Consider the following 23322-nt stretch of genomic DNA (forward strand, 5'->3'; position numbering starts at 1 on the left):
GGGTTCACCAGGGCGGGCGGTATCCGGTGGTCAGCTTCTCTCCGGTGTGGCGCCACTTGGGTTCCTTGTCGACCGTCTTGGCCGTGATGGACCGCAGCTTGCGGACCACCGCCCCGTAGGCGCCGCTCGCGGCGCTCGACACCTTGCCGCCGGGCGGCTCGTCCATGAACGGCATGAACTTGTCCGGGAAGCCCGGCATGGTGCAGGCGATGCAGATGCCGCCTACGTTCGGACAGCCGCCGATGCCGTTCATCCAGCCGCGCTTGGGGACGTTGCACTTGACGACCGGGCCCCAGCAGCCCAGCTTCACCAGGCACTTGGGCGAGTCGTACGTGAGGGCGAACTGGCCCTGCTCGTAGTAGCCCGCGCGGTCGCACCCTTCGTGCACGGTGGCGCCGAAGAGCCAGGTCGGGCGCAGTTTGTCGTCCAGCGGGATCATCGGAGCCGAACCGGCCGCCTGGTAGAGGAGGTAGGTGAGGGTCTCCGAGAAGTTGTCGGGCTGGATGGGGCAGCCGGGCACGCACACGATGGGGATGCCTGCCTTGGACTTCCAGTCCCACCCGAGGTAGTCGGGCACGCCCATGGCTCCGGTGGGGTTGCCGGCCATGGCATGGATGCCGCCGTAGGTGGCGCAGGTCCCGATGGCCACGACCGCCAGTGCCTTCGGCGCCAGGCGGTCGATCCACTCACTGGTGGTGATCGGCTGGCCGGTCTCGGGGTTGTCCCCGAAGCCGCACCAGTAGCCCTCCTGTTTGATCCCCTCGTTGGGGATCGATCCTTCGACGACGAGCACGAAGGGGTCGATCTCGCCGCGCTCCCCCTTGAAGAACCACTCGATGAACGTGTCGGACCCTCCGACCGGACCGCATTCGAAGTCGATCAGGGGCCAGTGGACGGCGATCTTGGGCAGGCCCGGCAGCACACCGAGGACGATCTCCTCGATGCTCGGCTGCATGGCCGCTGTCAGGGCGACCGAGTCGCCGTCACAGCTCAGACCGGCGTTGATCCAGAGGATGTGGATCGGGGGCGCCTCGTCCGCGGGCGCACCCGGCGCGTCCGCGGCCTCGGCTGTGTTCGGCGTCGCTGCACTCATGGGGAGCGCCTCCTTGGGGAGGTAAGGACGAAAGCCGGCATTCCGACCATCAACCTTCTTGTTAACAGGCGCCCGGGGCCGGTGCGCCGCTGGCTGCGGCCGTTCCGGTGACGCGGCCCGTCGGACGGGCCGAAGGCGCCGCTCGGCTTGCGGACCCGGGCGGATTGAGGTGGGGCGGGGTCCCCGGTGGCGCCTCCTTGCGGACGAAGGCGCGGCGCAGGGCGTGGTACGGGGCGTCCGGGTCGCGGAAGGTGCGCCGCATGAACGCCAGCTCCTCCTCCCGGAACGCCGCCAGCGGCTTGACGCTCTCCTGGCGGTCCAGCTCCGCCTTCTTCTCCCGTACGCGGGCGGGCGTCGCGGGCAGCGCGGCCAGCTGCGCCGCCAGCCGGCCCGCCTCCCGTCCGAACGCCTGCGGAGCGCACTCGATCACCCGGTCGACGAGCCCCAGCCGAAGGGCGGCGCTCGCGCTCACCGGAAGGGCCTCGCGCGTCAGCCGTTCGGCGGTCTCGGAGCCCACTCTGCGGGGCAGGGTGTACGTCCAGTACTCCGAGCCGTACAGGCCCATCAGGCGGTAGTGCGGGTTCAGTACGGACCCGGCCCTGCACCACACCTCGTCCGCCGCCAGGGCGAGCATCGCCCCGCCGGCGGCCGCGTTGCCGCCCACCGCGGACACCACCAGGCGGTCGGTGGTGGTCAGGACCCCTTCGACCAGGTCGTCGATGGCGTTGATGTTGGCCCAGGACTCGCCGCCCGGGTCGTCGGCCGCCTCGATGACGTTCAGGTGGATGCCGTTGGAGAAGAAGTCCCGGCCGCCGCCCAGCACGAGTACGGACGTGGGATTCGAGCACGCCTCCCGGTAGGCGGCCAGCAGGCGCCGGCACTGGTCGGTGCTCATGGCGCCGCCCGGGAAGGAGAACGACAGGAAGCCGACCTGGCCGTCCTCCCGGTACCGGATGTCGCTCCAGGTGCGGCCGTCCGCGTCCGCCGCCTGCGGAGCGGGATGTTCCGGCAACGGGGGCAGCAGTTCGCCGAGGGCCTGGACGGCGGGCAGTCTGAACGTGGCGGGCTGCCCCGGGACGCGCCGCGGCCGCATCTCGGGAATCCACACGGCGCCGTCGGTCGTCGCCCGGCAGACGGCCCCGGCCCTGGTGGCCAGCAGCGTGCCGGGCCTGCCCCGCAGCGCGTCCTCGGGGTGGCCGCCGTGGAGGTACCACTCGGCGCCGAGGAGTTCGTCCAGTACGCCGGGCTGCGAGTCCGCGGCGCGCAGCTTGCGCAGGACCGTCTCCGTGGACTCCGACGCCCAGTCGATCCGCCGGTCCGCCTGTGTCAGGTACGGGCGGATGCGAACGGCGCTGCCCGCCTCGTTAGCGCCGGGCTGCCGCCAGGGGACGTACGTCCCGCCCGCGAAGCGCTCCACGGCCAGCAGCACCGCCGCCAGCGCCGCATCGGCCACCTCGTTGCGGTACAGGTCGCTCTTGGCCACCGGGGGCACCGCGCAGGCGACGGAGGCCCACACGTCGCCGGCGTCCATCTCTGCGTTCGCCTGGAGAACCGTCACGCCCCACTCGCAGGCGTCCTCGTGCAGTGCCCAGTCGAGCGACGAGGGTCCGCGGTCGCCGATGGGTCCGGGGTGCACGACGAGACAGGTGTACGCCGACCACACGTCGTGCGGAATCGCCGTTCTCAGCATCGGCGCCACGACGAGCTCCGGCTCGTGCCGCCGTACGGCCTCGCGCAGGCAGTCGGCGTGCCGTACGAGCTCCACCGCCACGCTGTGGCCGTGGTCCCTCAGTTCGGCATGCACACGCTGGGTGAGGCTGTTGAACGCGCTGGCCACGAGCAGGAGGTGCATGGCAGCCTTTCCCGGCGCGGGCACCGGCGGTCGTCGTCGCGGCCGGGACTCCCCCGGCCGCTGCGATCGTCGGGCACGCGGCGGGAGAAGGCGACGACGACAGGCTGCGGGGTCACCCGAAAGCGCACAGTGCGACGCCCACCCGGCGGGCGGGCCGGCCGCTTCCGTCGGCAGGAGGCCGCGCCTCCCGAGCGGCCGCCAGGCGGCGGCCGACCGCGATCCGTGGAACGCGCGGAGCTCGACGGGACCCGACCGTCGCGCACCGGTTCTCGACGGTGCGGGTTGCCCCGGCCCCGCCCTCGCGCGTGGCGGCGCCAGGACCGGCGAGCGCACCGCCGACGCGTCAGACCGCGTCCTTCAGCCCACTCGCGCGGCCGTCCTCGTCCCACGAGATCTCCAGGACGCGCTCGACGGCGTCACGGTTTACGGGGCCGAACACATGCGGAAACGCGGTGCCCACGGCAACACCGGGCGGCGGGGCGGGCACGGCCTCCTCCCGCTCCATCCTGGCGGTGAGCCGGCCCTCGTCGACGCACAGCACCAGCAGAGGCCGCGGCGCGGACCGGTAGAAGGCGTTGACGACGGCGAGGGTGGTCGCCTCGTCCGGCGAGCAATGGACGAAGCCGTCCTCGGCGAGGGACGCGGGGACGTACGGGCGGTCGGGAAACGCGGTCCATTCGTCGGCGGGGACGACGTGATAGATCATGACGCGGTTATAGCAGCGTGTTCGACGCGCACCTACGCCGAGTACTCGCGTGCGCTCGGGCGGCTGGACATCGTCAGATCGTCGCGAGGAGCGCGGAACGACCAGACCCCGTCTCTTCGATCAGGTAGTAGCCGCTCTGGCCGGCGACCGACTCTCGCTGTGGGCCGACATCGGGCCAACTGTGCTGTTAGCGTTGCTCCTTGAACAAGGGGGCGAGGACAGCACGTGACATCGACCGCGTTTCGTATCGGCGGGGATCTGAGCGTACGGCGGCTCGGCTTCGGGGCCATGCACTTGCCGACGGAACCGAGTTCGGCCCGTGAGACCTCTCTCGCAGTCGCCCGGCGCGCCGTCGAGCTGGGCATCACTCTGATCGACACCGCGTACCTGTACGGCGGCGGAGCCAACGAGGAACTCCTGGCCGAGGCCCTGCACCCGTACCCGGACGGGTTGCTGATCACCACCAAGGTCGGTGTCGCTCAGTCGGGCCCGTCAGGTGAGTGGAAGCTCTCCGGGCGGCCGGAGGTCCTGCGCGATCAGGTCGAGCAGGCACTGCGCCGACTGCGCGTAGAGCGGATCGAACTGCTGCAACTGCACCGCGTCGATCCGCAGACGCCGCTCGCCGACCAGGTCGGCACGCTGCGAGACCTGCGGACCGAGGGCAAGATCGGCCGGATCGGGCTGTCCGAGGTCACGGTCGACGAACTCGACCAGGCACGACGGATCGTCGACATCGCGAGTGTGCAGAACCGGTACAACCTGCTCGACCGCGAACACGAGCCCGTGCTCATGGCCTGCGAAGCGGCAGGGATCGCGTTCCTGCCGTGGCGCCCCGTCGCCTGGGGGGAATCTGGGGCGAGGGCCGAGGTCGCCGCCGTGGCGGCCGAGCTCGACGCCACACCCACACAGGTCGCGCTCGCCTGGCTCCTCGGCCGCTCCCCCGTCATCCTCCCCATCCCCGGCACCGCCCGGATCGACCACCTGGAGGAGAACCTCGCTGCGGAACGCCTCCACCTGACCCGCGCCCACCACGACCGCCTCGACCGTCTGCCGGAGCCGGCAGAAGGCTCCGCCGGATGAGGAGTGTGACAGCGGTGGCGGGGCCCCTGGAAGGCGTCTTCGCGCACAACGGGTAGCGGGCGGCACGCAACCGCTTCACCTTGGCGACACCGCGACACCGCGACATCACCCAGAGCACCCGAGCTGCCGCCGCCCCGTACCCGGAAGGCCGGCTTCGCGGGCTCCCGCACCGCACCACCTGGGTGTGCGGGGTGGTGCGAGCCATGGCGGATCAGTCGACGACCGCCGTGGCTTCGACCTCGACCATGTGCTCGGGCACGTCCAGTGCCGCGACGCCCAGCAGCGTGGCCGGGGGTACAGGCGGGACGCGGAGCTTCGCGGCGGCCCGGGTGATGCCTTCCAGGAGCAACGGCATCTTGTCGGGGGTCCAGTCGACGACGTAGAGGGTCAGTTTCGCCACGTCGTCGAAGGAGGCGCCCGCCTCGGCCAGGGCGATGCCGATGTTGAGGTAGCACTGCTCGACCTGAGCGGCGAGGTCGCCTTCGCCGACCGTGACACCCTCGGCGTCCCAGGCGACCTGGCCGGCGATGAAGACCAGCTTGGAACCGGTCGCGATCGACACCTGCCGGTAGGCGCCGACTTCCGGCAGCCCGCCGGGATTCATCAGGGTGATGGCCATGTTGTCCGTCTCCTCGTCATGGGGTGCGCCGGGGGGGCTCGCTCGTACGCCGATCGGCCTCGCACACGGTCTCTTGCGGTTACTTGGGAACCGTAGGAGAGTGGGCGCGGACAGGGAAGAACGCACTTTTCAGTGACTGGGGAACCTCGTGGTGACCAAGGAGTTCAGCGGCTCGCCCGACGAAGCGGCGCTGCGGCGCGCGGACTCCCTGGCGCGGGAGATCTTCTCGGACATCGCCAACAAGTGGGCCCTGCTGATCATCGAGTCACTCGGTGAAGGCACCTTGCGTTTCAGTGAGTTGCGCAGCGAGGTCGAAGGCATCAGCCACAAGATGCTCACCCAGAACCTCCGCATGCTGGAGCGCAACGGCCTGGTCGACCGGAAGGTGCATCCGACCGTGCCGCCCCGGGTCGAGTACACGCTCACCGAGCCGGGCCAGGCTCTCCGAGCCACCGTCGACGGCATGTGCGCCTGGACCCAGCTGCATCTCGGCCACATCGAGACCTCTCGCCGCCGCTTCGACGCCTGACGGGCTTTCACCCGCCCAGCCGTCGGCCGTGCGCTGCGCCAGGGGGTCGGCACCGCCACGCTGACGCGATCCTGCCTGGACGTTTCTCCACTCCTGCCAGAAGTGGCCGTCTCCTGCGGCTAGCGTGAGGGCCGGCTGCCCGGGCGGGGCAGTGTGAGCCGTGACAGGAGGCATCGGTGAAGGCTGCGGTACGGAAGTGGGAGACGGTGCGGCAGTTCGCTCTCGGGCTGCCGGGCGCGGTGGAGGAGTTCCCGTGGGGCCCCGAGGACTGCGTGGTGAAGGTCAACAAGAAGATCTTCGTCTTCCTCGGCAATACGGACGGCCCCGAGCCCCCCGGCCTCTCCGTCAAACTGAAGGACGAGGCGCTGCACCAGCACGCCATGACCTCGCCGGGTGCCCAGCCGACCGGCTACGGACTCGGCCGGTCCGGCTGGGTCTCCGTACCGCTGGGCGAGAAGGGAGCGCCGTCGGCCGAGTTGGTGTGCGAGTGGGTGGAGGAGAGCTACCGGACGGTGGCCCTGAAGCGGCTGGTCAAGGAACTCGACGCCAGAATCGACGCGACCGGCTAGAGCGGACACCGCGAACCCTTGGCGCGTTGCGCGTTGTGCTGGTGGGGAGTGACGACGCTTCCGACCGGCGTGGCGAGGCGAGTGGCGCGCAGAGCGGGCAGTGCGCCGCGTGGCCGCGACGGGACCCCCGTCCCCGTCGCGGCCACGTCGGCCGGGTGCGCCTCCACGTCGGTCAGCAGCCGCCGGAGGGGGCCGCCGGAGCACCCAGGGTGAGGGTGGCCGGGGCGGGACCGCAGCACCCGCCGTCGGCGGCCTGGGCGGCTTCGGGCTGGTCGAAGAGTCCGGCGCCGCCGCAGACCCCGGTCTCGGGGAGGGTGAGTTCGACACGTTCGGCGGCTGCCCTGTCGCCGGCCAGGGCGGCTGCGACGGAGCGGACCTGCTCGTAACCGGTCATGGCGAGGAAGGCCGTGGAACGGCCGTAGCTCTTCATGCCGACCAGGTATACGTCCTGTTCCGGGTGGGAGAGCTCGTTGACGCCGTGCGGGTAGACGGTGCCGCAGGAGTGCTGATTGGGGTCGATCAGCGGGGCGAGCTCCAGGGGGGCCTGGAGGCGTTCGTCGAGGCCGAGGCGCAGCTCGGAGACGAAGGAGAGGTCCGGGCGCAGGCCGGTGAGGACGACGACTTCGTCGACGGGGTCCAGGCTGCGGCCGTCGTCGGAGGTGAGGACCAGATGGTCTCCGTTCGCCTCGACGGCGGCGGTACGGAAACCGGTGACCGCCTCGGCGTACCCGTCGTCGACGGCCGCCTTGGCCGCGAGGCCCAGAGCACCCCGGGCCGGGAGCTGGTCGGCCGCGCCGCCGCCGAAGGTGGAGCCGCCGATGCCGCGTCGCAGGACCCACACGGCGTGCGTGCCGGGGGCTTCCCTGGCCAGATCGGCAAGGTGGGCGAGGGCGGTGAACGCGGAGGCGCCGGATCCGACGACGGCGGTGCGCTTCCCGGCGTAACGGGCGCGGACCGCCGGGTCCTTGAGGTCGGGGACGCGGTAGGAGATCCGGCCGGCCGCCGACGTCTCACCGAGTGCCGGAAGGCCGTCGCCGCCGAGGGGCGCGGGGGTGGACCAGGTACCGGAGGCGTCGATCACGGCGCGGGCGAGGACGCGCTCCTCGACGCCGTCGGCGAGAGTGACGCGCAGGGTGAACGGCTGCCGCTCACGGTCGGCGTCCACGACGCGGTCGCGGCCGAGGCGCGAGACGCCGGTCACGGCAGCGCCGTAGCGGACCTTGTCGCCGAGGGCGTCGGCGAGCGGTTGCAGGTACGTGTCCGCCCAGTCCGTGCCGGAGGGGTAGGCGGCGCCGTCGGGTGCGGTCCAGCCGGTGGGCGCCAGCAGCTTCTCGGCCGCCGGGTCGACGAGCTCGGCCCAGGTGGAGAAGAGCCGCACATGCCCCCACTCGCGCACCGCACTGCCGGCGGCGGTTCCGGCCTCCAGGACCAGGGCTTCGATGCCCCGCTCGGCCAGGTGGGCCGCGGCGGCCAGGCCGACGGGTCCCGCTCCGATGACGGCGACGGGCAGGTGCCGCACGCTCTGTTCGCTCATGACGGGTGTCTCCTCGACGCGGGGTGGGCTGCAGGGGGTGCGCGGGAAGGGCGGCGGTGAGGTTCGCGAACCCAGGCACCCGCTGATTCGACAACTGTCGATGTCTCGATGTCGAGCTTGGCACGCACATCGACGAGTGTCAACATAGACGCCCATCGAATTATGGAGCGCGGGCCCGGCCCGCCGCCGGACGCCCTCGACAGACGCCGACGGAGGTCGGTCACCAGTCGCGCGTGGCTATCAGTTCCTCGACGTCCGCGTCCGCGAACCCGTACGCAGACGCCACGAACCAGAACTCTTCGGCCAGCTCCTCCCGCGCGACCGTCTCGATCGCGCTCCCCGCCGCTTCGAACTCCGCGTCCAAAGCGTTGCACTCCTCTGTCGCGGCGTGCGTGAGCCGGTAGAGAGCAGCGAGGTCGGCGGGCCGTTCGGACTCGATCCGCTCGCTCAGCCGCAGCAGGATCTGCTTGCCCTTGTCCAGAACGTGGTCGGGGAAGTAGGAGTCCGCGTAAAGCGTCCGCAGAAAGGCCCGCGCCGCGACTTGCTCGTTGCTGACCGACATGACGATCCCCGCCCACTCGTAACCTGCCTGGAACTCCGACTTCCCCATGCTGCACCACACCACTGACAACGCCCGTCGCGCGCACGACGTGCGCGGCCGCCGCCGGCTGAACAGCCGTGCGGACCGCCGCCTGGTGGGCGTAAATGAGTTGACCAGGTGGCACAGTCCGGGCAGGCTCCAGCGACACGCGACCCGCGTGCACGCCTTCTTGCTGGTGGACCGGCCTGCTCCCGACCTGCGGGCGGGGCAGTGGATCCCGCACATCGGAGATGCCGAACATGACTGCTCACCTCCACGCGCTCTGCTTCGACGCGCACGACCCACTGCGTCTCGCGCACTTCTGGAGCGGCGTGCTGGGCTGGGAGCCGGCCGACGAGTCCCGCGACGGCATCGCGATCCTGCCGGGCGACGACACCGGATTCCGCATCCGGTTCACACCGTCCCAGGAGCAGAAGGCCGGCCAGAACCCGATGCACTTCGACCTGACGAGCACGTCCCTTGCCGACCAGGAACAGGTCGTGGCGAGGGCGCTCGGACTCGGCGCCCGGCACATCGACATCGGCCAACGCCCGGAGGAAGGGCATGTGGTGCTCGCCGACCCCGAAGGCAACGAGTTCTGCGTCATCGAGCCGGGCAACACGTTCCTCGCCGACTGCGGATTCATCGGAGCGCTGGCGTGCGACGGATCGCAGGACGTCGGGTACTTCTGGAGCCGGGCGCTGGGCTGGCCGCTGGTGTGGGACCAGGACCAGGAGACCGCGATCCGCTCGCCGCACGGCGGTCCGAAGATCACGTGGGGCGGTCCCCCACTGATGCCGAAGACCGGGAAGGACCGGCTGCGTTTCGACCTCGCTCCGCCCGCTCACGGTGATCAGCAAGCCGAAGTCGACCGTCTCGTCTCCCTCGGGGCGACCCGCCTCGACACCGGCCGGGACGATGCCGGTCGGGTGGTGATGGCCGATCCCGACGGCAATGAGTTCTGCGTGCTGACCCCCCGATGACGCGATCGGTCCGAAGGAGTACTCCAGCCTCCTCGTCCCGGACGGACGGCCAGTCGACCGAACGGGCGAAACCGCAGGTGAGGGCGTTGCCGTCCCGGAGCTGAGGCGCGGAGCGCAACGCTCGGCGCTCAGGCCGGCGGCACGGGTGGTTTCCGTCCCCGGGGGGCGGGCAGGCGGATGAGTGAGTACGTACGAAAGGACCGACATGAGCGCCGGAGAGAAGGCCAAGGCCAAGGCCGAGCAGGTTGTCGGCAAGGCCGTGCGGAAGGCGGCCCACGCGATGGGCAAGGACACGACCGCCGCGAAGGGCGCCGCACTGGAGACCCGCGGCAAGGCCCGGGAGACCAAGGAAACATCGAAGGACAGGTTCAGGCGGGACTGACCACGTGCGTCCCCCTCGGGGGAACGTACGACGACCGCGGTGAAGGCCGCTCGTCGACCCGACCTGCCGCAACGCACAGAGAGGCCCCGGGCAGCGATGCCCGGGCCCTCGTGCTGTCGGCCTCCGGTGCTCGCGGCACCGGGCCCGGCCATACGGTCGGGACCTCCGCCCCTGCTCGCGCCCGGGCGGTCCGGGTCAGCGGGCGTCGCCCGTGGTCGACGACCTGATGATGTCCCCGTGCGCGAAGTCGCCCGGCGGAATGCCCGGGTGGTGGCTCTCGGGGCGCGGATGGGGTGCCGTGGAGCCCAGGGCGAGCCGGGAGACGATGCGGTAGCGGTCGCCGCGGTAGACGGAATGGACGTACTCAACGGGGTGGCCCGCGGTGTCGGTGGTCAGGCGCTCGATCAGTAGAGCGGGTGAGAGAACCGGAACGTCGAGCACGCCTGCTTCGGCCTCGTTGACGACGGTCGGTTCGATCGACTGGACCGCTTGGTCGACGTGGACCTGATGGTGCTCGCGCAGATGGTCGTACAGGTCTCCCGCCTCCAGCTCCCGCGGGCTGAGGGAGGGAACGAGGCCGGCGGGGATGTGGAGGTGCTCGATCGCGATCGGGGTCCCGTCGACCAGCCGCAGCCGGGCGATGTAGACCACTTCGGCGGCCGGGGAGATGCGCAGCTTGCGGCCGATGCGCGCACCCGCGCGGATGGTGTCCAGCCGCAGCAGCCTGCTGGACCAGGTCCCTCCCGCCCGGGGCACGGCGAAGGCCGCGTCGTCGGAGACCAGCTCCTGGGTGATCTTGGCGGGCGCGACGAACATGCCGCGGCCGTGTTCGCGCACGAGCTGGCCCGTGGCGACGAGTTCGTCCACCGCGGCTCGCAAGGTGGGCCGGGACACGCCGAGTTCGGCGCTGAGCGTGCGTTCCGAGGGGATGGCGTCGCCGGGCCGGCGCACCTCGATCAGGCCGAGGAGGAACTCGCGGACCCGCTCCCGCTTGAGTACGGCACCTGAGGAGTTGCTCTCCATGACTCCGACCTCTCTGCCTCGTCGCCCACAACTGGTCCGGTGGTAAAAGGCAGTTTAGGCGATCTCCGCTCCAGCACCTACGGAAGAGCCCTTGTTTCCCGGGGGGTTGACGCCCACATTGGTCTATGCCACCTTCGAGCCACATCGTTGCCCAGTTGACCAACTGGTCAACTCTCTCGCGAGGTGAATCCAGTGAAGATCCGCTTCATCCCCACGGCCGCGGCGCTCGCGGCCGCTTGTGCGCTCACTGCCTGCGGTACCTCGTCGTCCGGCTCCGAGCAGGCGTCCGGCCCCGCCACGCTCACCGTATGGATCATGAAGGACAGCGTCTCCGACGCCTACCTCCAGCGGTTCGAGAAGGACTTCGAGCGGCAGCACGAGGACACCGTCCTGGACATCCAGATACAGGAGTGGGACGGCATCGGCGAGAAGATCACCGCAGCGCTCGCGAGCAAGGACTCCCCCGACGTGATCGAGGTGGGGAACACCCAGGTCGCGCAGTACGCGCAGAGCGGCGGCGTCCTCGACCTGAGCGACAAGGTCGGGGAACTGCGGGGCGGCGACTGGCTCCCCGGCCTCGCCGAGCCGGGGAAGATCGACGGCAAGCAGTACGGCGTCCCCTGGTACGCGGCCAACCGCGTCGTGATCTACAACAAGGACCTCTTCGCGAAGGCCGGGATCACCTCCCCGCCCACGACGCGGGACGAGTGGCTGCGGATCACCGAAAAGCTCAACCGGGGCACGACGCAGGGCATCTACCTGCCCGGGCAGAACTGGTACACCCTCGCCGGCTTCATCTGGGAGGAGGGGGGAGAGCTCGCGGAGAAGAGCGGTGACCAGTGGAAGGGCTCGCTCGACAGCCCACAGGCTCTGAGGGGCATGGACTTCTACCAGCGGCTCCAGGCACTGGGCAAGGGCCCCAAGGACTCCGACGAGGCCAAGCCGCCGCAGGCGGACGTCTTCGCCAAGGGCGACGTCGCCCAGATCATCGCCGTTCCCGGCGGCGCCGAGATCGTGGAACAGGCCAACCCGGCCCTCGCCGGCAAGCTCGGCTTCTTCCCGATCCCCGGCGGTACGGCGGGCACACCGGCGGCCACCTTCACCGGCGGCTCGGACCTCATCATCCCCGCCGCCTCCGCCCACCAGGACGCGGCGTACCAAGTGGTCAAGTCGCTCGCCGGGGAGAAGTGGCAGCGGGATCTGGCCAGGACGATGAGCTACGTGCCCAACCGGACGTCGCTGGCCGACGCCCTGGAGGACAACGAGGGCACCGCCGCCATGGCCGCGGCCGCCGCCCGAGGACGTGCGACGCCCAACTCCCCCGAGTGGGCCGCGGTCGAGGCCACCAACCCGATCAAGGAGTACATGACCGCGGTGCTCACCGGAAGCGACCCGAAGAAGGCCGCGAAGGACGCCTCGGACGCCATCAGCAAGACGCTCAACTCATGAGCGGGGCCCGGCAGGGCAAGAGAGCATGACGCGCCCCGCCACCCGTACCGGCCCGGCGGCCGCCCCGGACACCGCAGCGGCGGCGACAGCCCCCGCCTCCGCACCCGTCCCGCCGGCCGGACGCCGGCCCGCCGTTCCCGGCGCCCTGTGGCCCTACCTGCTCATCGCCCCCACGGTCCTCGGCATCGCCGTCCTGCTCGCCTACCCCCTCGCCCGCAGTGTGCTGATCTCCCTCCAGCACTACGGGATGGGCGAACTCATCCGGGGAGGCGCCGGCTTCGCCGGTCTGGAGAACTACCGGGAGATCCTGCGCGACGGCGAGTTCTGGCAGGTCGTCCGGCGCACGCTGTGGTGGACCGGGATCAACGTCGTACTCATCATGGTGATCGGCACCCTCGTCGCCCTGATGCTCCAGCGGTTGCGCAAGCGGATGCGGACCCTGGTCCTGAGTGGGCTGGTGCTCGCCTGGGCCAGTCCCGTCATCGCCACGACCACCGTCTTCCAGTGGCTCTTCTCCTCCCGGTTGGGAGTGGTCAACTGGCTGCTGGTGCGGCTGGGGTTCGACTCCTTCCAGGACTACTCCTGGCTCGCACACGGGCCGGCGGCCTTCACCGTCCTGGTGCTGCTCGTCGTATGGCAGTCCGTGCCGTTCGTCGCGATCACCCTGCACTCCGCGCTGACCACGGTCCCCACCGAGCTCTTCGAATCCGCCCGCATCGACGGCGCCGGCGACTGGCGGATCTTCCGCTCCATCACCCTGCCCGTCCTCCGGCCCGTCTTCGGGCTGATCCTCAGCCTCGAAGTCATCTGGGTCTTCCGGTGCTTCGCCCAGATCTGGGCCGTGACCAGGGGCGGGCCCGGCGGCGCGACCACCACCCTGCCGGTCTACTCCTACCAGGTCGCCCGGTCGCTGCACCGCTACGACCTCGGAGCCGCCGCGGCGACGCTCACCGTCCTCATCCTGATCGCCGTACTGATCGTCTACTTCCGTCAGATGTTCCGGCAGGAGGCCGAGCTGTGAGACCGCTGCCCGCACCGATGTCCGGCACGCTGCGGCGACTGCCCCTGAACGCGGGCGCGCTGGTCGTCTTCGTGCTCTGCGTCTTCCCCGTGTACTGGATGGTCCTCACGGCCTTCAAGCCCACCCCCGACATTCAGGCCGAGTCGCCCGTCTTCCTGCCCACCTCGCTGACGCTGGAGCACTTCTCCGCGGCGGTGGACGCCGACGGATTCTGGTCGTTCTGGCGCAACAGCCTTCTCGTCACGGCCGGCTGTGTGCTGCTGGCCCTGGCGGTCGCCCTCGGTTCGGCCTTCGCGGTGGCGCGACTGCGCTGGAAGGGCCGACGCGGCTTCGTCCTGATGGTGTTCATCGCGCAGGTCGCTCCCTGGGAGGCACTGCTCATCCCCCTGTACGTCATCACACGCGACACCGACATGCTCGACCGGCTCGCCACCCTCACCCTCGTCTACTTCATGATCACCCTGCCGTTCACCATCCTCACCCTGCGCAGCTTCCTCACCGCCATACCCAAGGAACTGGAGGAGGCGGCCCAGGTCGACGGCTGCACCCGCGCGGCCGCGTTCCGCCGGGTCACCTTCCCGCTCCTCGCACCGGGCCTGCTCGCCACCTCGCTGTTCGGCTTCATCACCGCCTGGAACGAGTTCGCCTTCGCCAACATGCTGATCATCAAGAACCAGGACGACCGCACACTGCCCGTCTGGCTCTCCTCGTTCTCGAACGTCTTCGGCACCGACTGGGGCGCCACCATGGCCGCCTCCACACTCTTCGCGCTGCCCGTCCTCGTCCTCTTCCTGGTGCTCCAGCGCCGGGTCGCCACCGGCCTGGCCGGCGGCGCGGTCAAGGGATAGGGGGCACCGTGTTCCCACCGGTCACAGACCCCGGGCTCGTACCGGGTCCCTCGAAACTCAGCCGGTCCGCCGGGGCGTTCACCCTCGACGACACGACGGCGATCCGCGTCACCCCCGGGGCCGGGCCCGCCGCCGCCCTGTTGCGTACGCTGCTGGCCCCCGCGACCGGTCTGCCGCTGCCCCTGGCCCCGGACGGCCGGATCGTCCTCATCCTCGACCCCGGGCTCGCCGGCCTCGGCGCGGAAGGCTACGGCCTGACCGTCAGCGGAGAGGCGGTACTGCTGCGCGCGGCGGGCGCCGCCGGGCTGCGCCACGGTGTCCAGACCATCCGCCAGCTCCTGCCGGCCGCCGTCCTGGGGGCGCGACCGGTGCGCGGCGTGCCGTGGTCCGTCCCGTGCGTCGAGATCACGGACGTGCCCCGGTACGCCTGGCGCGGCGCGATGCTGGACGTGGCCCGCCACTTCCAGCCCGTCTCCTTCCTGCGGCGCTTCACCGACCTGCTGGCCCTGCACAAACTCAACGTCCTGCACCTCCACCTGACGGACGACCAGGGCTGGCGGATGCCCGTGGCGGCGTACCCCGGCCTCACGGAGGTCGCCGGGCTGCCGCACGGCGGGGCCTACAGCCGGGAGGAGTTGTGCGATCTGGTGGCGTACGCCGCCGAGCGGGGCGTCACCGTCGTACCGGAGATCGAGATGCCGGGCCACGCGCGGGCCGCCCTGGCCGCCTACCCGCACCTCGGCAACTTCCCCGAGCGGCGGCTGGACGTGTGGGAGAGCTGGGGCGTGTGCGACACCGTGCTCGGTGTCACCGACGAGGTCCTCGACTTCTGCCGCACCGTGCTGGACGAGGTCATGGACACCTTCCCCTCGCCGTACATCCACGTCGGCGGCGACGAGTGCCCGACCACCGAATGGCACCGCTCCCCCACCGCCCTGCGGCGCGTAACCGAGGAAGGGCTGGCTGGCCCCGACGCGCTGCACGGCTGGTTCATGGAGCGCGTCGGAGACTTCCTGTCCCGGCGCGGCAGGCGGCCACTGGGGTGGACCGAGACCGGGCGGGACCTGCCCGAGTCGTTCGCCGCCCTCGCCTGGCGCGACGAGGAACACGGGCTGGCGGCCGCCCGTCGCGGGCAGCCCGTGATCATGGCTCCGCACCGCTCCACCTACCTCGACTACCCGCAGTCGGCCCACCCCGACGAACCACTCGGCCAGCCCGGCAGGGCGGTCGACCTGCCGGCCGTGTACGCGACCGAACCCGCACCCGCCCACTGGGAGAAGGCCGCCGCCGCGCACGTGCTCGGCACCCAGGCGCAGCTGTGGACCGAGTACGTCACCACCGCCGCGCACGCCGAGTACCTCGCCTTCCCCCGGCTGTGCGCACTGGCCGACACCGCCTGGTCCGGTGGCCGCGACTGGCCCGGATTCCAGGCACGGCTGCACCACCACAGAACCCGGCTCGACGCTCTCGGAGTGCCGAGCCGCCCCTCCGCGATCCTTCATCCTGAGAGGACCACCAGGTGACCAGCATCAGCACGAGCAAGAGAGCGCGCACCCCACGGATCCGCGCGGCCCTGGCCGCCGCCCTCGTGGCCGGCCTCGGCTGCGCCACCCTGTCGGCGGCACCCGCCGTCGCCGCCGGGGAGTCACTGGCCGTCCAGTACCGGCAGAGCGCCACCGGCAGCGACCAGGCCGAGCCCTGGTTCAAGGCCGTCAACACGGGCAGCACCCCGGTCTCCCTCAGCCAGGTCAAGATCCGGTACTACTTCAAGGCCGACGCCGGCGCGTCGTACACCTTCGCCTGTTCCTGGGCGGTCAAGGGCTGCGCGAACATCACCGGCACCTTCGGGACCCTCGCCAGGCCGACCGCCACCGCCGACCGCTACCTGGAGATCGGCTTCACGGCCGGCGCCGGCACCCTCGCGCCGGGCGCGGACACCGGCGACCTGCAGCTGCGCTTCCACCGCTCCAACTGGCAGCCGCTGAACCAGAGCGACGACTACTCCTTCGGCCCGGCGCAGACGGCGTACTGGAACTGGTCCAAGGTCACGGCCAGTGTCGGCGGCACCCCGGTGTGGGGAACGGCGCCCGAGGGCAACGACCCGGGGCCGGGTCCCGGCCCCACCGACCCGCCGACCGGCGGCGCCACCCTCTTCGACGACTTCAACTACGCCTCGCACACCGATCCGGCGATCGGCGCGCACGGCTGGAGCGTACGGTCCAACGCGGGCGGGCCGGGGGTGCCGGGCGCGACCTGGGCGGCGCAGAACGTCACCTTCGCCAAGGAGGGGACCAACTCGATCATGAACCTGGAGACCTCGACGGCGGGCACCCCGGAGTCCACCAAGCACACCGAAGTCCTCACCAAGGCGACGAAGTTCAAGAACGGCACCTACGCGGCCCGGGTGCGGTTCTCCGACGCTCCGAGGTCCGGCCCTGACGGCGACCGCGTGGTGCAGACGTTCTTCACCATCAACGACCTCAAGGCCCCGATGGCGGACGACTACGCCGAGTACGACTTCGAGTACCTGCCCAACGGCGGCTGGGGCGAGCCCGCCAACATCCTCTACACCACCTCGTGGGAGACCTACCGGCCCGACCCGTGGGAGGCCGTCAACCAGCACTCGGAGTCCCGCACGAGCTACGCCGGCTGGCACGACCTCGTCGTCACCATCAACGACAGCGCCATCACCTACTACGTCGACGGCCAGGAGTTCGGCCGTCATGACGCCCGCTACCTGCCGGAGCGCCCGATGTCCATCAACTTCAACCAGTGGCTCATCGACCTCGCGGGCCAGACCAGCACCACGCCGCGTTCCTACGACCAGAAGGTCGACTACGTGCTGCACGTCAAGGACCAGGTGCTGACCCCGGCGCAGGTCGCCGCGAAGGTCGCCGCCTACAGGACCGCGGGTACGACGTTCGAGGACACGGTGCCCGCCGCTCAGTGACCGCCCGCGGCGGGCGGACGCCGAGGCGTGTCCGCCCGCCGCCCCTGGCCGGCAGCCGGGGCCACGGGAACCCGCGCCTTGACCTGCTTCCCGATAGGCTCGCGCTGTGCCTCGAAGCCTTCGCACAACGCGCTCACGATCTCCAGGCCGTGCCCGCCGACCCGGCCCGGCTCCGCCGCGCGGGCCTGCGGGAGGACCGGGTCGCTGTCCCACACCGTGATCTCGACGACCGGCCCGGCCAGTTCGACGTTGACGACGCACGGCCCGGGCGCGTACTTGCACGCGTTGGTCACCAGTTCGCTCACGACCAGTTCGGCGACTCCCGTCACCTGTGCGGAGATCTCGGGCCTCCGCTCCGCCCGCACCTGGGCCAGGAACTCCGCGACGAACCGGCGAGCGTCACCGATCGCCGCGGACGTCCCGTCGTAGGCCACGCCGGCCCACGCGCTGCGGCCCGCGAGCAACACGTCTTCCGCCGCACGCACCGCCCCGTCCGAGACCTCCCGCACCGTCTCCTCACGCGACGAAGCGGGACGAAGGGCCACAGCGCCCACCGGCCGCTCCTCGGTGAAGTCACCGTCAGAACACCGGGCCTGCGGGTCGGCATGATCCTGGTCGTCGTTCATGGTGAGCGCCTGCCCCGCCTGTACCCCGGCAATCAGAACGGGAAAAATTCTTCTGAGTACCCACCACGAGCACAAGTAGTCACTGCGAAATGTGACGGCCCCACGGGTACCTCCTGCCCCGGCCGCGTGCGGGCAGAAAGCAGGGCGGTCTGCTGCCGGCCGGGGCAGGAGGAGCGGGACGTCGAGCGAGGTCAGGGGTGCATGCGCGCGCCCTTGAGGACCTTGTCCACCGCGTTGCGCGGCCCGTGCACGGCCATGCCCACCAGGTCGAGCTGCCGCGTGCCCACGGCCCGTACGGCCGCCCGGTTGTCCCGGTCGTTGCCCGTGCCGAACAGATCCGACGTGAACACGGCCCGTGGCAGCGAGCGGGACAAGGCACGACCGTGCGCGGTGGTCAGCGTCTCCTTCGTGCCCTCGAAGACGAGCACGGGCTGGCGGAACATGGGCAGATAGGGAGTGTCGTCGGCGTCCGCGTACGGTTCGCCGATCACCTCGGGCTCCGCCGTGCCGAGCCCGCTGACCAGGAAGGCGGTCACGTTCAACCGCTGCCAGACCTCGAGGTCGTCGCGCAGCAGGACGGCGATCTTGGTGTCGAAGCGGACCGGCGTGCTCGCTGTTCCCGCGACGCTCGCACGATCGGTTGGGGCTTCGACGGGGTTCTCGTTTCTCATGCTTCGAGACTCCACGGTGCGCGCCTGCTCCGTCTTGTACGTTCCTGACGTGACGCGCCACCAGGAGATCTCGGCCTGGCGCCCGCCGGTCGCGGGTGTCGTGGAGGTCTTCCACGCCCACTTCACCGAGCACGCGTACCCCATGCACGTCCATGACGCCTGGACCCTGCTGATCGTCGACGACGGCGCGATCCGCTACGAGCTGGACCGTTTCGAGCGCGGCACCCCGAGCGACACCGTGACCCTGCTTCCGCCGCAGGTACCGCACAACGGCTCGCCCGCCACCCCGCACGGCTTCCGCAAGCGCGTGCTCTATCTCGACATGACGCAGCTGGACGCCGGCCTGATCGGGGCGGCGGTGGACGGCCCGAGCCTCACCGACCCGGTCCTGCGCAGCCGTGTCGGGCAGTTGCACACGGCACTCGCGCACCGGGGCGACGAGTTCGAGGCGGAGAGCCGTCTGGCGCTGATCAGCGAGCGTCTGCGCACGCACCTGCGACAGGGGCGGACTCCGGCCGGTCCGGCGCCCGCCCGGGGTGTCGCCCAGAGCCTGCGCGAACTCCTCGACGCGCGGCTGCTCGATGGCATCGCGCTGGACGAGGCGGCGCGTGTGATCCACGCCCATCCCACCCACCTCGTACGCGCCTTCAGCGGCGCCTTCGGCATCGCTCCGCACCAGTACCTGATGTCCCGCCGCGTCGATCTGGCCCGCCGCCTGCTGCTCGACGGACAGCCACCGGGAGAGGTGGCGACCGCGGCCGGCTTCTACGACCAGTCCCACCTCACCCGGCACTTCAAGCGCGTCGTCGGCACCACCCCGGGCCGGTACGCCCGTACCGGAGCCGGCAGGTGAACACGCGACGCACGGCGACCGGCGTCGTCAGGAGTACGACGCCGCCAAAAGGTGTCAAGCCGGTCCGAGGCGCGCGCTCACGCGTGACCTCGACCGCGGATCATCGACATCAGTGACGCGTGGGTCCCGGCGTCGGCGGCGACCACGAGTCCTCGGCCCGCCGCCCCGATCGGCGCACCGTCGATCCCCGTGACCACGCAACCGGCGGCGCGGCACAAGGCGATCCCTGCGGCGAAGTGCACACTGCCGGACAGGTCGCCGCCATCGGTGACGTACGCCGCCCGCCTGCCGGCCGCGACCCACGCCAACGCCAGTGTCGTGGACACGACCCGCGGCCGGAACCGCTCGACGAACCGGGGGTGGGCCAGCAGGTCCACGGCCCGGAACACGGGCGCGCCCGGAAACGGCGGGTCCAGGTTGACGTCCACGAGCGCGGTGGCCGATGTGGGCGTCAGCGGCGTATCGTCCCCGTCCCGCCGCACCCGGGCGGTCCGGCCGTCGGTGAAGAAGACCTCGCCGCTGAACGGGTCGGCCACCGCCGCCGCCCCGTCGCGCAGCGCCACGTTGACGGCCACCAGCATGTTGCCGGCGGCGTAGTTCAACGTGCCGCACAAGGGGTCCACCAGCCACACACGTTCGGCGTCGGCCGCACCCTGCCGGCCGCCCTCCTCGCCGAGTACCGCGTCGTCGGGGCGCGCGGCACGGATGACGCCCAGGATCGTCTTCTCCGCCTCGACGTCGGCGGCCGTGGCGAAGTCGCCCGCACCCTTGTCGATGCGTGCGAGCCGCCGGCCGTACATCTCGCGCACCACGTCCGCGCCGGCGCGTGCCGCGGCTGTCGCGACTTCGGCGTCCTCAGGACGCTCGTTCGAATCGATCACGCCCGGCAGAATACAAGCGCCGTACGCCTTCCCCGAGGGCGTTTCGCCGGACCGGCCTTGCTGCGCCGCCACGCCGGGCAGCCTCCGGAGCGCCCGCCGCGGCGGCGTTCTCCTCTCAGTCGCGTTGTTGCGGACCCGGATCGCGCTCCGCCGCCTCGGCGACGCGTTTGACGGTCGCCAGACGCCGGTCCCAGTCGGCCGCCAGTGCGGCCATCCACCGCGCCGTCGCGTCCAGCGCGGCCGGCCGCACGGCGTACCGCACTTCCCGGCCGACGCGGTGGCCGGCGACCAGCCCGGCGGCGTCCAGATGGGCCAGGTGCTTGACCACCGCCTGGCGCGAGACGGGAAGCCGTTCGGCGAGTGTGGTCGCGGTGGCCTCACCGTGGGCGGCGAGCAGGTCGAGGAGCCGGCGTCGCGTCGGGTCGGCCAGCGCGGCGAGCACGCTGTCGACGGCCTCGGCCTCGGCCCCGCCGCGGCGTGCGTCCGTCACGTGGCTGACGGTTCGGCGCGCTTCTTGAGCGCGTCGAGCACCTGGGGCCAGCCACCGGTGTTGTCCTCCACCGCCTTGCCGCGCAGTTCCTCGAAGCCGGCCAGCGCCGCGAACCCGCTCTCGACGACACGCAGCCGGGTCTTGTCGCCCTCCGGAGTCAGTGTGAACTCCACGAGGGTGCTGTTGTCCTCGCGCAGTTCCTGGCCGGGGAAGGCACTGGCCCAGCGATAGGCCAGGTACGTCGGCGGCTCGACCTTCTCCACCCGAACCGGGAACTCGCCGTACTCGGCGTTCTTCGCCACCATCGACTCGCCCTCCCTGGCCACCGTGCCGCACACGCTCGCCGGGTCGGCCACCCAGAACCCGGGCTCGCCACCAGGGACCAGCCCCGGTCCAGCGGCGCGGCGATGAGAGTTTCGCGTTCGATCCGGTCCTCGCTCATGGGACGACTCCTTCATCTGCGACGATGTGAATGCAACTCCAGGGCTGCACATCGCGAGGCGGGTTCGCAACCCGTAGGTTGCACATGGGCGTGATCCGCCTCCAGGGCCGTTGTCAGAGGCGTGTGGCAGAGTCTGGGCATGCTTGAGATCGTGGTGAGGACGGAGAACCAGGAGCGGCACGTCCGCGCGTCCGCCGAGGAACTGACCGGGCTGGTCCGGCGCATCGGCGATGACGGCGACCGGTTCCTGGTGGTGCAGCGGATACCGGATCTGCCCGACGTCTTCGCCCAGGTCTGGCACGAGGACGGGGGCGACTACACACTGGAGCACCGCGACGGCGCCGCCGACCGGCACTTCCAGGCGAGGGTCGACCGGCCCGAGGCCGTGGTCGCGGCGCTGGCCGGCTGGGCCCGCCAGGAGGCCGGTTGGGACGCCGGTCCGGCGTGGTCACCGCTGGACATGGGGCCCAGTCCCGACGTGCCGCCGCTGGACATCGACGCGGACGCGCGCGAGGAGTTGGAGCGGCGCGTCCGCGAAGTACTGGTCGGCGGATACACCTCCCGTGCCGCGCTGGCCGAGCTGGCCGAGGAGTACCTCGTCACCGAGGACCGCCGGCCCGTCTCGCGCAAGCAGGCGGAGGCGCTGGCCGACCGGATGTGGCTGGAGCGCGTCGCCGAACAGGCCACGTGGCAGGGCGAGACCGATCCGGAGCGGCTCGCCCGCGCCTTCACCGCACTGGAGACCGCCGGCATCACGGCCCGGGAGAACTTCACGTGCTGCCGGTCCTGCGGCGAATCGGACATCGGCGCCGAAGGCGCGCCCGATGCCCGGGGGTTCGTCTACTTCCACACCCAGTGCACCGACTCGGCCGCCGCCGGCCTCGGCCTGACGCTCCTGTACGGCGGTTTCGACGGCTCGGAGGCGACCACGGCGGCGGTCGGCCGTGAGGTGGTGGCCGCACTGGACCACGTCGGCCTGCCCACCGCCTGGGACGGCGACCCGAACCAGGCTGTTCACGTCACCCCGCTCGACTGGCGCCGGCGTCTGATCGGCTGACCGGGTCGAGGACCGCCCCTGAGCTCTCTGCGTCACACCGCGGCGCGGGCGAGGCGGTGCAGTTCCTCCAGCGCGTCGAAGACGACGGTGTCGCGGTGCCAGGTCAGCCAACGGCCCACCGCCTGGCCCGTGATCTGCAGCTCTCGGAGCTGAGTCCTGGTGAAGCCGGCCAAGGGGCGGGCGTGGTGGGAGGAGATGACTCCCCTCAGCGACTGGCCGTCGATGAGCGGCACGCTGTGGCATGCGCGGCTGCCCGCCTCCAGGATCGTGCGGCGCGAGTCCTCGTCGAACACCTCGGCCGTGGCCACGTCGCGTACGGTGACCTGCTCGTGGTCCGCGGCTGCCTGCGAGCAGGCCGTCGTCGGACCGTCGACGAACGCGAAGAAGTCGGTGAAGGCCCTCGGATGCCCGGTGTGCTTCTCCATGCGCAGTCCCGAGCGGTCGGCCAACTGGAGATTGCCCATGTCCGTTCCGGCGATGGTCAGGACCCGTCTCAACGCCGCGCCCAGTACCGCGCCCTGGTTGGCCCCCGCGCCCTGCTCCACGTCGACGCCGTGCAGCGGCGGAGGCAGGGTGGGCGCCCGGCGCGGGAACCAGAGGTGCGCGCCCGTGTCGGGCCCCGGCACGCGGCTCAGGGCGTCGGCGAGCTGATGCAGCTTGATGTTCGCGCGCTGCGACACGTGCCGCATGAGGGCGAACGCCTCGGTGAGCTCGCGCAGGCCGTAGCGTTCGATGAGGATGCCCTGGGCCAGCGCGATCGCCGGATGGGTCCGGACCCGCCCCTGGAGATCCGCGTTCTGCCGCCGCAGGCGCTCCACCTCGGCCCGCAGTTCCTCGACGTTCCCGGCCGACTGCGGCGTCGCTGGCGGCCCGGCCGGCTTTCTCCCGTACGGCACCACAATGCTCTCCCGCGTCATGCACGACCTCCTGGTGGCGGACCCGATGCCCGCAGCGCGTACCGGAGCAGGGCACGCGCCTGACACCACCACCCAGGGCGACACAGGTCACCCGATCCACCGCACCACGGGGCGTGCCTGCTTCCCAAGCACTCACCGCACCCTAACCACACCACCCACCCGCCGTG

At 71.2% G+C, this 23322-nt stretch carries 24 protein-coding genes and 1 pseudogene; 12 read left to right on the forward strand and 13 right to left on the reverse strand.

All coding sequences use genetic code 11. The features are described 5' to 3' along the window. Positions 1 to 4: 4 nt before the first annotated feature. From E2E34_RS13335 to E2E34_RS13345, 3 genes are all read right to left on the reverse strand, one after another. Positions 5 to 1093, reverse strand: coding sequence for an NADH-quinone oxidoreductase subunit B family protein (locus E2E34_RS13335; protein ID WP_138902118.1), 1089 nt, complete (start codon positions 1091 to 1093; stop codon positions 5 to 7). 61 nt (positions 1094 to 1154) lie between these two features. Beyond that, complete coding sequence (locus tag E2E34_RS13340) at positions 1155 to 2945, reverse strand: enoyl-CoA hydratase-related protein (protein WP_138902119.1); 1791 nt, start codon at positions 2943 to 2945, stop codon at positions 1155 to 1157. 343 nt (positions 2946 to 3288) lie between these two features. Beyond that, positions 3289 to 3651 (reverse strand): DUF952 domain-containing protein, encoded by a 363-nt coding sequence (locus E2E34_RS13345; RefSeq protein ID WP_138902120.1) that lies wholly within the window; start codon positions 3649 to 3651, stop codon positions 3289 to 3291. Between the two features lie 225 nt (positions 3652 to 3876). On the opposite strand from E2E34_RS13345, the gene E2E34_RS13350 reads away from it, so the two are divergent. Then, positions 3877 to 4731 carry an aldo/keto reductase gene (locus E2E34_RS13350; protein WP_138902121.1) on the forward strand — a complete coding sequence of 285 codons (855 nt, stop codon included), beginning with the start codon at positions 3877 to 3879 and terminating at the stop codon, positions 4729 to 4731. Positions 4732 to 4942: 211 nt separating this feature from the next. On the opposite strand, the gene E2E34_RS13355 is transcribed toward E2E34_RS13350, so the two are convergent. Then, positions 4943 to 5350 carry a RidA family protein gene (locus tag E2E34_RS13355; RefSeq protein ID WP_138902122.1) on the reverse strand — a complete coding sequence of 136 codons (408 nt, stop codon included), beginning with the start codon at positions 5348 to 5350 and terminating at the stop codon, positions 4943 to 4945. Between the two features lie 148 nt (positions 5351 to 5498). Between E2E34_RS13355 and E2E34_RS13360 the strand changes: the two genes are divergently transcribed. Together E2E34_RS13360 and E2E34_RS13365 are read left to right on the forward strand one after the other, a co-directional pair. Then, entirely contained in the window at positions 5499 to 5879 is a 381-nt protein-coding gene (locus E2E34_RS13360) for a winged helix-turn-helix transcriptional regulator (protein WP_138902123.1), read from the forward strand. Positions 5880 to 6055: 176 nt separating this feature from the next. Next, a complete protein-coding gene (locus E2E34_RS13365) occupies positions 6056 to 6448 on the forward strand; it encodes an MmcQ/YjbR family DNA-binding protein (RefSeq protein ID WP_138902124.1) in 393 nt (130 codons plus the stop codon). A gap of 172 nt (positions 6449 to 6620) precedes the next feature. Here the strand turns inward: E2E34_RS13365 and E2E34_RS13370 are convergent, their stop codons facing one another. After that, positions 6621 to 7982, reverse strand: a complete 1362-nt coding sequence (locus tag E2E34_RS13370; RefSeq protein WP_138902125.1) for an FAD-dependent oxidoreductase — start codon at positions 7980 to 7982, stop codon at positions 6621 to 6623. A gap of 220 nt (positions 7983 to 8202) precedes the next feature. Then, entirely contained in the window at positions 8203 to 8544 is a 342-nt protein-coding gene (locus E2E34_RS13375) for a DUF5713 family protein (protein WP_138902138.1), read from the reverse strand. 278 nt (positions 8545 to 8822) lie between these two features. On the opposite strand from E2E34_RS13375, the gene E2E34_RS13380 reads away from it, so the two are divergent. Beyond that, positions 8823 to 9545: a VOC family protein gene (locus tag E2E34_RS13380; RefSeq protein WP_138902126.1), complete on the forward strand. Its 723-nt coding sequence runs from the start codon at positions 8823 to 8825 to the stop codon at positions 9543 to 9545. A 205-nt stretch (positions 9546 to 9750) separates the two neighbouring features. Next, positions 9751 to 9927 carry a hypothetical protein gene (locus E2E34_RS35425; protein WP_167518282.1) on the forward strand — a complete coding sequence of 59 codons (177 nt, stop codon included), beginning with the start codon at positions 9751 to 9753 and terminating at the stop codon, positions 9925 to 9927. 195 nt (positions 9928 to 10122) lie between these two features. Here E2E34_RS35425 and E2E34_RS13385 read toward each other — a convergent pair whose 3' ends face one another. Further along, entirely contained in the window at positions 10123 to 10950 is an 828-nt protein-coding gene (locus E2E34_RS13385; protein ID WP_138902127.1) for a GntR family transcriptional regulator, read from the reverse strand. A 192-nt stretch (positions 10951 to 11142) separates the two neighbouring features. Between E2E34_RS13385 and E2E34_RS13390 the strand changes: the two genes are divergently transcribed. From E2E34_RS13390 to E2E34_RS13410, 5 genes are read left to right on the forward strand one after another with little or no spacing between them, the layout of a single operon-like run. Next, the gene (locus E2E34_RS13390; RefSeq protein WP_244315715.1) at positions 11143 to 12399 is read left to right on the forward strand and encodes an extracellular solute-binding protein; all 1257 of its coding nucleotides are present in this window, start codon (positions 11143 to 11145) and stop codon (positions 12397 to 12399) included. Between the two features lie 25 nt (positions 12400 to 12424). Beyond that, entirely contained in the window at positions 12425 to 13420 is a 996-nt protein-coding gene (locus tag E2E34_RS13395; protein ID WP_138902128.1) for a carbohydrate ABC transporter permease, read from the forward strand. Positions 13421 to 13437: 17 nt separating this feature from the next. Continuing rightward, positions 13438 to 14268, forward strand: coding sequence for a carbohydrate ABC transporter permease (locus E2E34_RS13400; protein WP_138902140.1), 831 nt, complete (start codon positions 13438 to 13440; stop codon positions 14266 to 14268). An 8-nt stretch (positions 14269 to 14276) separates the two neighbouring features. Next, the gene (locus tag E2E34_RS13405; protein WP_138902129.1) at positions 14277 to 15791 is read left to right on the forward strand and encodes a beta-N-acetylhexosaminidase; all 1515 of its coding nucleotides are present in this window, start codon (positions 14277 to 14279) and stop codon (positions 15789 to 15791) included. Further along, on the forward strand, positions 15788 to 17218 hold the full coding sequence (locus E2E34_RS13410) for a cellulose binding domain-containing protein (protein WP_138902130.1): 1431 nt from the start codon (positions 15788 to 15790) through the stop codon (positions 17216 to 17218). Before E2E34_RS13405 ends, E2E34_RS13410 begins: the two co-directional genes overlap by 4 nt. Here E2E34_RS13410 and E2E34_RS13415 read toward each other — a convergent pair. Together E2E34_RS13415 and E2E34_RS13420 are read right to left on the reverse strand one after the other, a co-directional pair. Further along, positions 17212 to 17844, reverse strand: a complete 633-nt coding sequence (locus E2E34_RS13415) for an ATP-binding protein (protein WP_138902131.1) — start codon at positions 17842 to 17844, stop codon at positions 17212 to 17214. The two genes, E2E34_RS13410 and E2E34_RS13415, sit on opposite strands and share 7 nt — an antisense overlap. A gap of 191 nt (positions 17845 to 18035) precedes the next feature. Then, complete coding sequence (locus E2E34_RS13420) at positions 18036 to 18515, reverse strand: DUF2000 domain-containing protein (protein WP_138902132.1); 480 nt, start codon at positions 18513 to 18515, stop codon at positions 18036 to 18038. A gap of 49 nt (positions 18516 to 18564) precedes the next feature. Here E2E34_RS13420 and E2E34_RS13425 point away from each other — a divergent pair, with 49 nt between their 5' ends. After that, positions 18565 to 19368: a helix-turn-helix transcriptional regulator gene (locus tag E2E34_RS13425; RefSeq protein ID WP_138902133.1), complete on the forward strand. Its 804-nt coding sequence runs from the start codon at positions 18565 to 18567 to the stop codon at positions 19366 to 19368. A gap of 77 nt (positions 19369 to 19445) precedes the next feature. On the opposite strand, the gene E2E34_RS13430 is transcribed toward E2E34_RS13425, so the two are convergent. The 3 genes and pseudogenes from E2E34_RS13430 to E2E34_RS13440 form a co-directional block, all read right to left on the reverse strand. Next, positions 19446 to 20249: an inositol monophosphatase family protein gene (locus tag E2E34_RS13430; protein WP_138902134.1), complete on the reverse strand. Its 804-nt coding sequence runs from the start codon at positions 20247 to 20249 to the stop codon at positions 19446 to 19448. A gap of 115 nt (positions 20250 to 20364) precedes the next feature. Continuing rightward, positions 20365 to 20739 carry an ArsR/SmtB family transcription factor gene (locus E2E34_RS13435; RefSeq protein WP_138902135.1) on the reverse strand — a complete coding sequence of 125 codons (375 nt, stop codon included), beginning with the start codon at positions 20737 to 20739 and terminating at the stop codon, positions 20365 to 20367. Further along, positions 20736 to 21181, reverse strand: a pseudogene (locus tag E2E34_RS13440) (SRPBCC domain-containing protein). The gene E2E34_RS13435 and the pseudogene E2E34_RS13440 overlap by 4 nt, the downstream one beginning before the upstream one ends. Positions 21182 to 21320: 139 nt before the next feature. On the opposite strand from E2E34_RS13440, the gene E2E34_RS13445 reads away from it, so the two are divergent. After that, positions 21321 to 22238, forward strand: a complete 918-nt coding sequence (locus tag E2E34_RS13445) for a DUF6891 domain-containing protein (RefSeq protein WP_138902136.1) — start codon at positions 21321 to 21323, stop codon at positions 22236 to 22238. 32 nt (positions 22239 to 22270) lie between these two features. Here the strand turns inward: E2E34_RS13445 and E2E34_RS13450 are convergent, their stop codons facing one another. Continuing rightward, positions 22271 to 23155, reverse strand: a complete 885-nt coding sequence (locus E2E34_RS13450) for a GAF and ANTAR domain-containing protein (protein WP_138902137.1) — start codon at positions 23153 to 23155, stop codon at positions 22271 to 22273. Positions 23156 to 23322: the final 167 nt, after the last annotated feature.

This window comes from Streptomyces albidochromogenes, from assembly GCF_005981925.1.
GTDB classification, from domain to species: Bacteria; Actinomycetota; Actinomycetes; order Streptomycetales; family Streptomycetaceae; genus Streptomyces; species Streptomyces albidochromogenes.

Coding starts and splice junctions, on each gene's coding strand:
- E2E34_RS13385 (WP_138902127.1), bottom strand. CDS start 10,950: ATGGAGAGCAACTCCTCAGGTGCCGTACTCAAGCGGGAGCGGGTCCGC.
- E2E34_RS13450 (WP_138902137.1), bottom strand. CDS start 23,155: ATGACGCGGGAGAGCATTGTGGTGCCGTACGGGAGAAAGCCGGCCGGG.
- E2E34_RS35425 (WP_167518282.1), top strand. CDS start 9,751: ATGAGCGCCGGAGAGAAGGCCAAGGCCAAGGCCGAGCAGGTTGTCGGC.
- E2E34_RS13375 (WP_138902138.1), bottom strand. CDS start 8,544: ATGTCGGTCAGCAACGAGCAAGTCGCGGCGCGGGCCTTTCTGCGGACG.
- E2E34_RS13340 (WP_138902119.1), bottom strand. CDS start 2,945: ATGCACCTCCTGCTCGTGGCCAGCGCGTTCAACAGCCTCACCCAGCGT.
- E2E34_RS13400 (WP_138902140.1), top strand. CDS start 13,438: ATGTCCGGCACGCTGCGGCGACTGCCCCTGAACGCGGGCGCGCTGGTC.
- E2E34_RS13355 (WP_138902122.1), bottom strand. CDS start 5,350: ATGGCCATCACCCTGATGAATCCCGGCGGGCTGCCGGAAGTCGGCGCC.
- E2E34_RS13395 (WP_138902128.1), top strand. CDS start 12,425: ATGACGCGCCCCGCCACCCGTACCGGCCCGGCGGCCGCCCCGGACACC.
- E2E34_RS13345 (WP_138902120.1), bottom strand. CDS start 3,651: ATGATCTATCACGTCGTCCCCGCCGACGAATGGACCGCGTTTCCCGAC.
- E2E34_RS13370 (WP_138902125.1), bottom strand. CDS start 7,982: ATGAGCGAACAGAGCGTGCGGCACCTGCCCGTCGCCGTCATCGGAGCG.
- E2E34_RS13380 (WP_138902126.1), top strand. CDS start 8,823: ATGACTGCTCACCTCCACGCGCTCTGCTTCGACGCGCACGACCCACTG.
- E2E34_RS13445 (WP_138902136.1), top strand. CDS start 21,321: ATGCTTGAGATCGTGGTGAGGACGGAGAACCAGGAGCGGCACGTCCGC.
- E2E34_RS13415 (WP_138902131.1), bottom strand. CDS start 17,844: ATGAACGACGACCAGGATCATGCCGACCCGCAGGCCCGGTGTTCTGAC.
- E2E34_RS13420 (WP_138902132.1), bottom strand. CDS start 18,515: ATGAGAAACGAGAACCCCGTCGAAGCCCCAACCGATCGTGCGAGCGTC.
- E2E34_RS13335 (WP_138902118.1), bottom strand. CDS start 1,093: ATGAGTGCAGCGACGCCGAACACAGCCGAGGCCGCGGACGCGCCGGGT.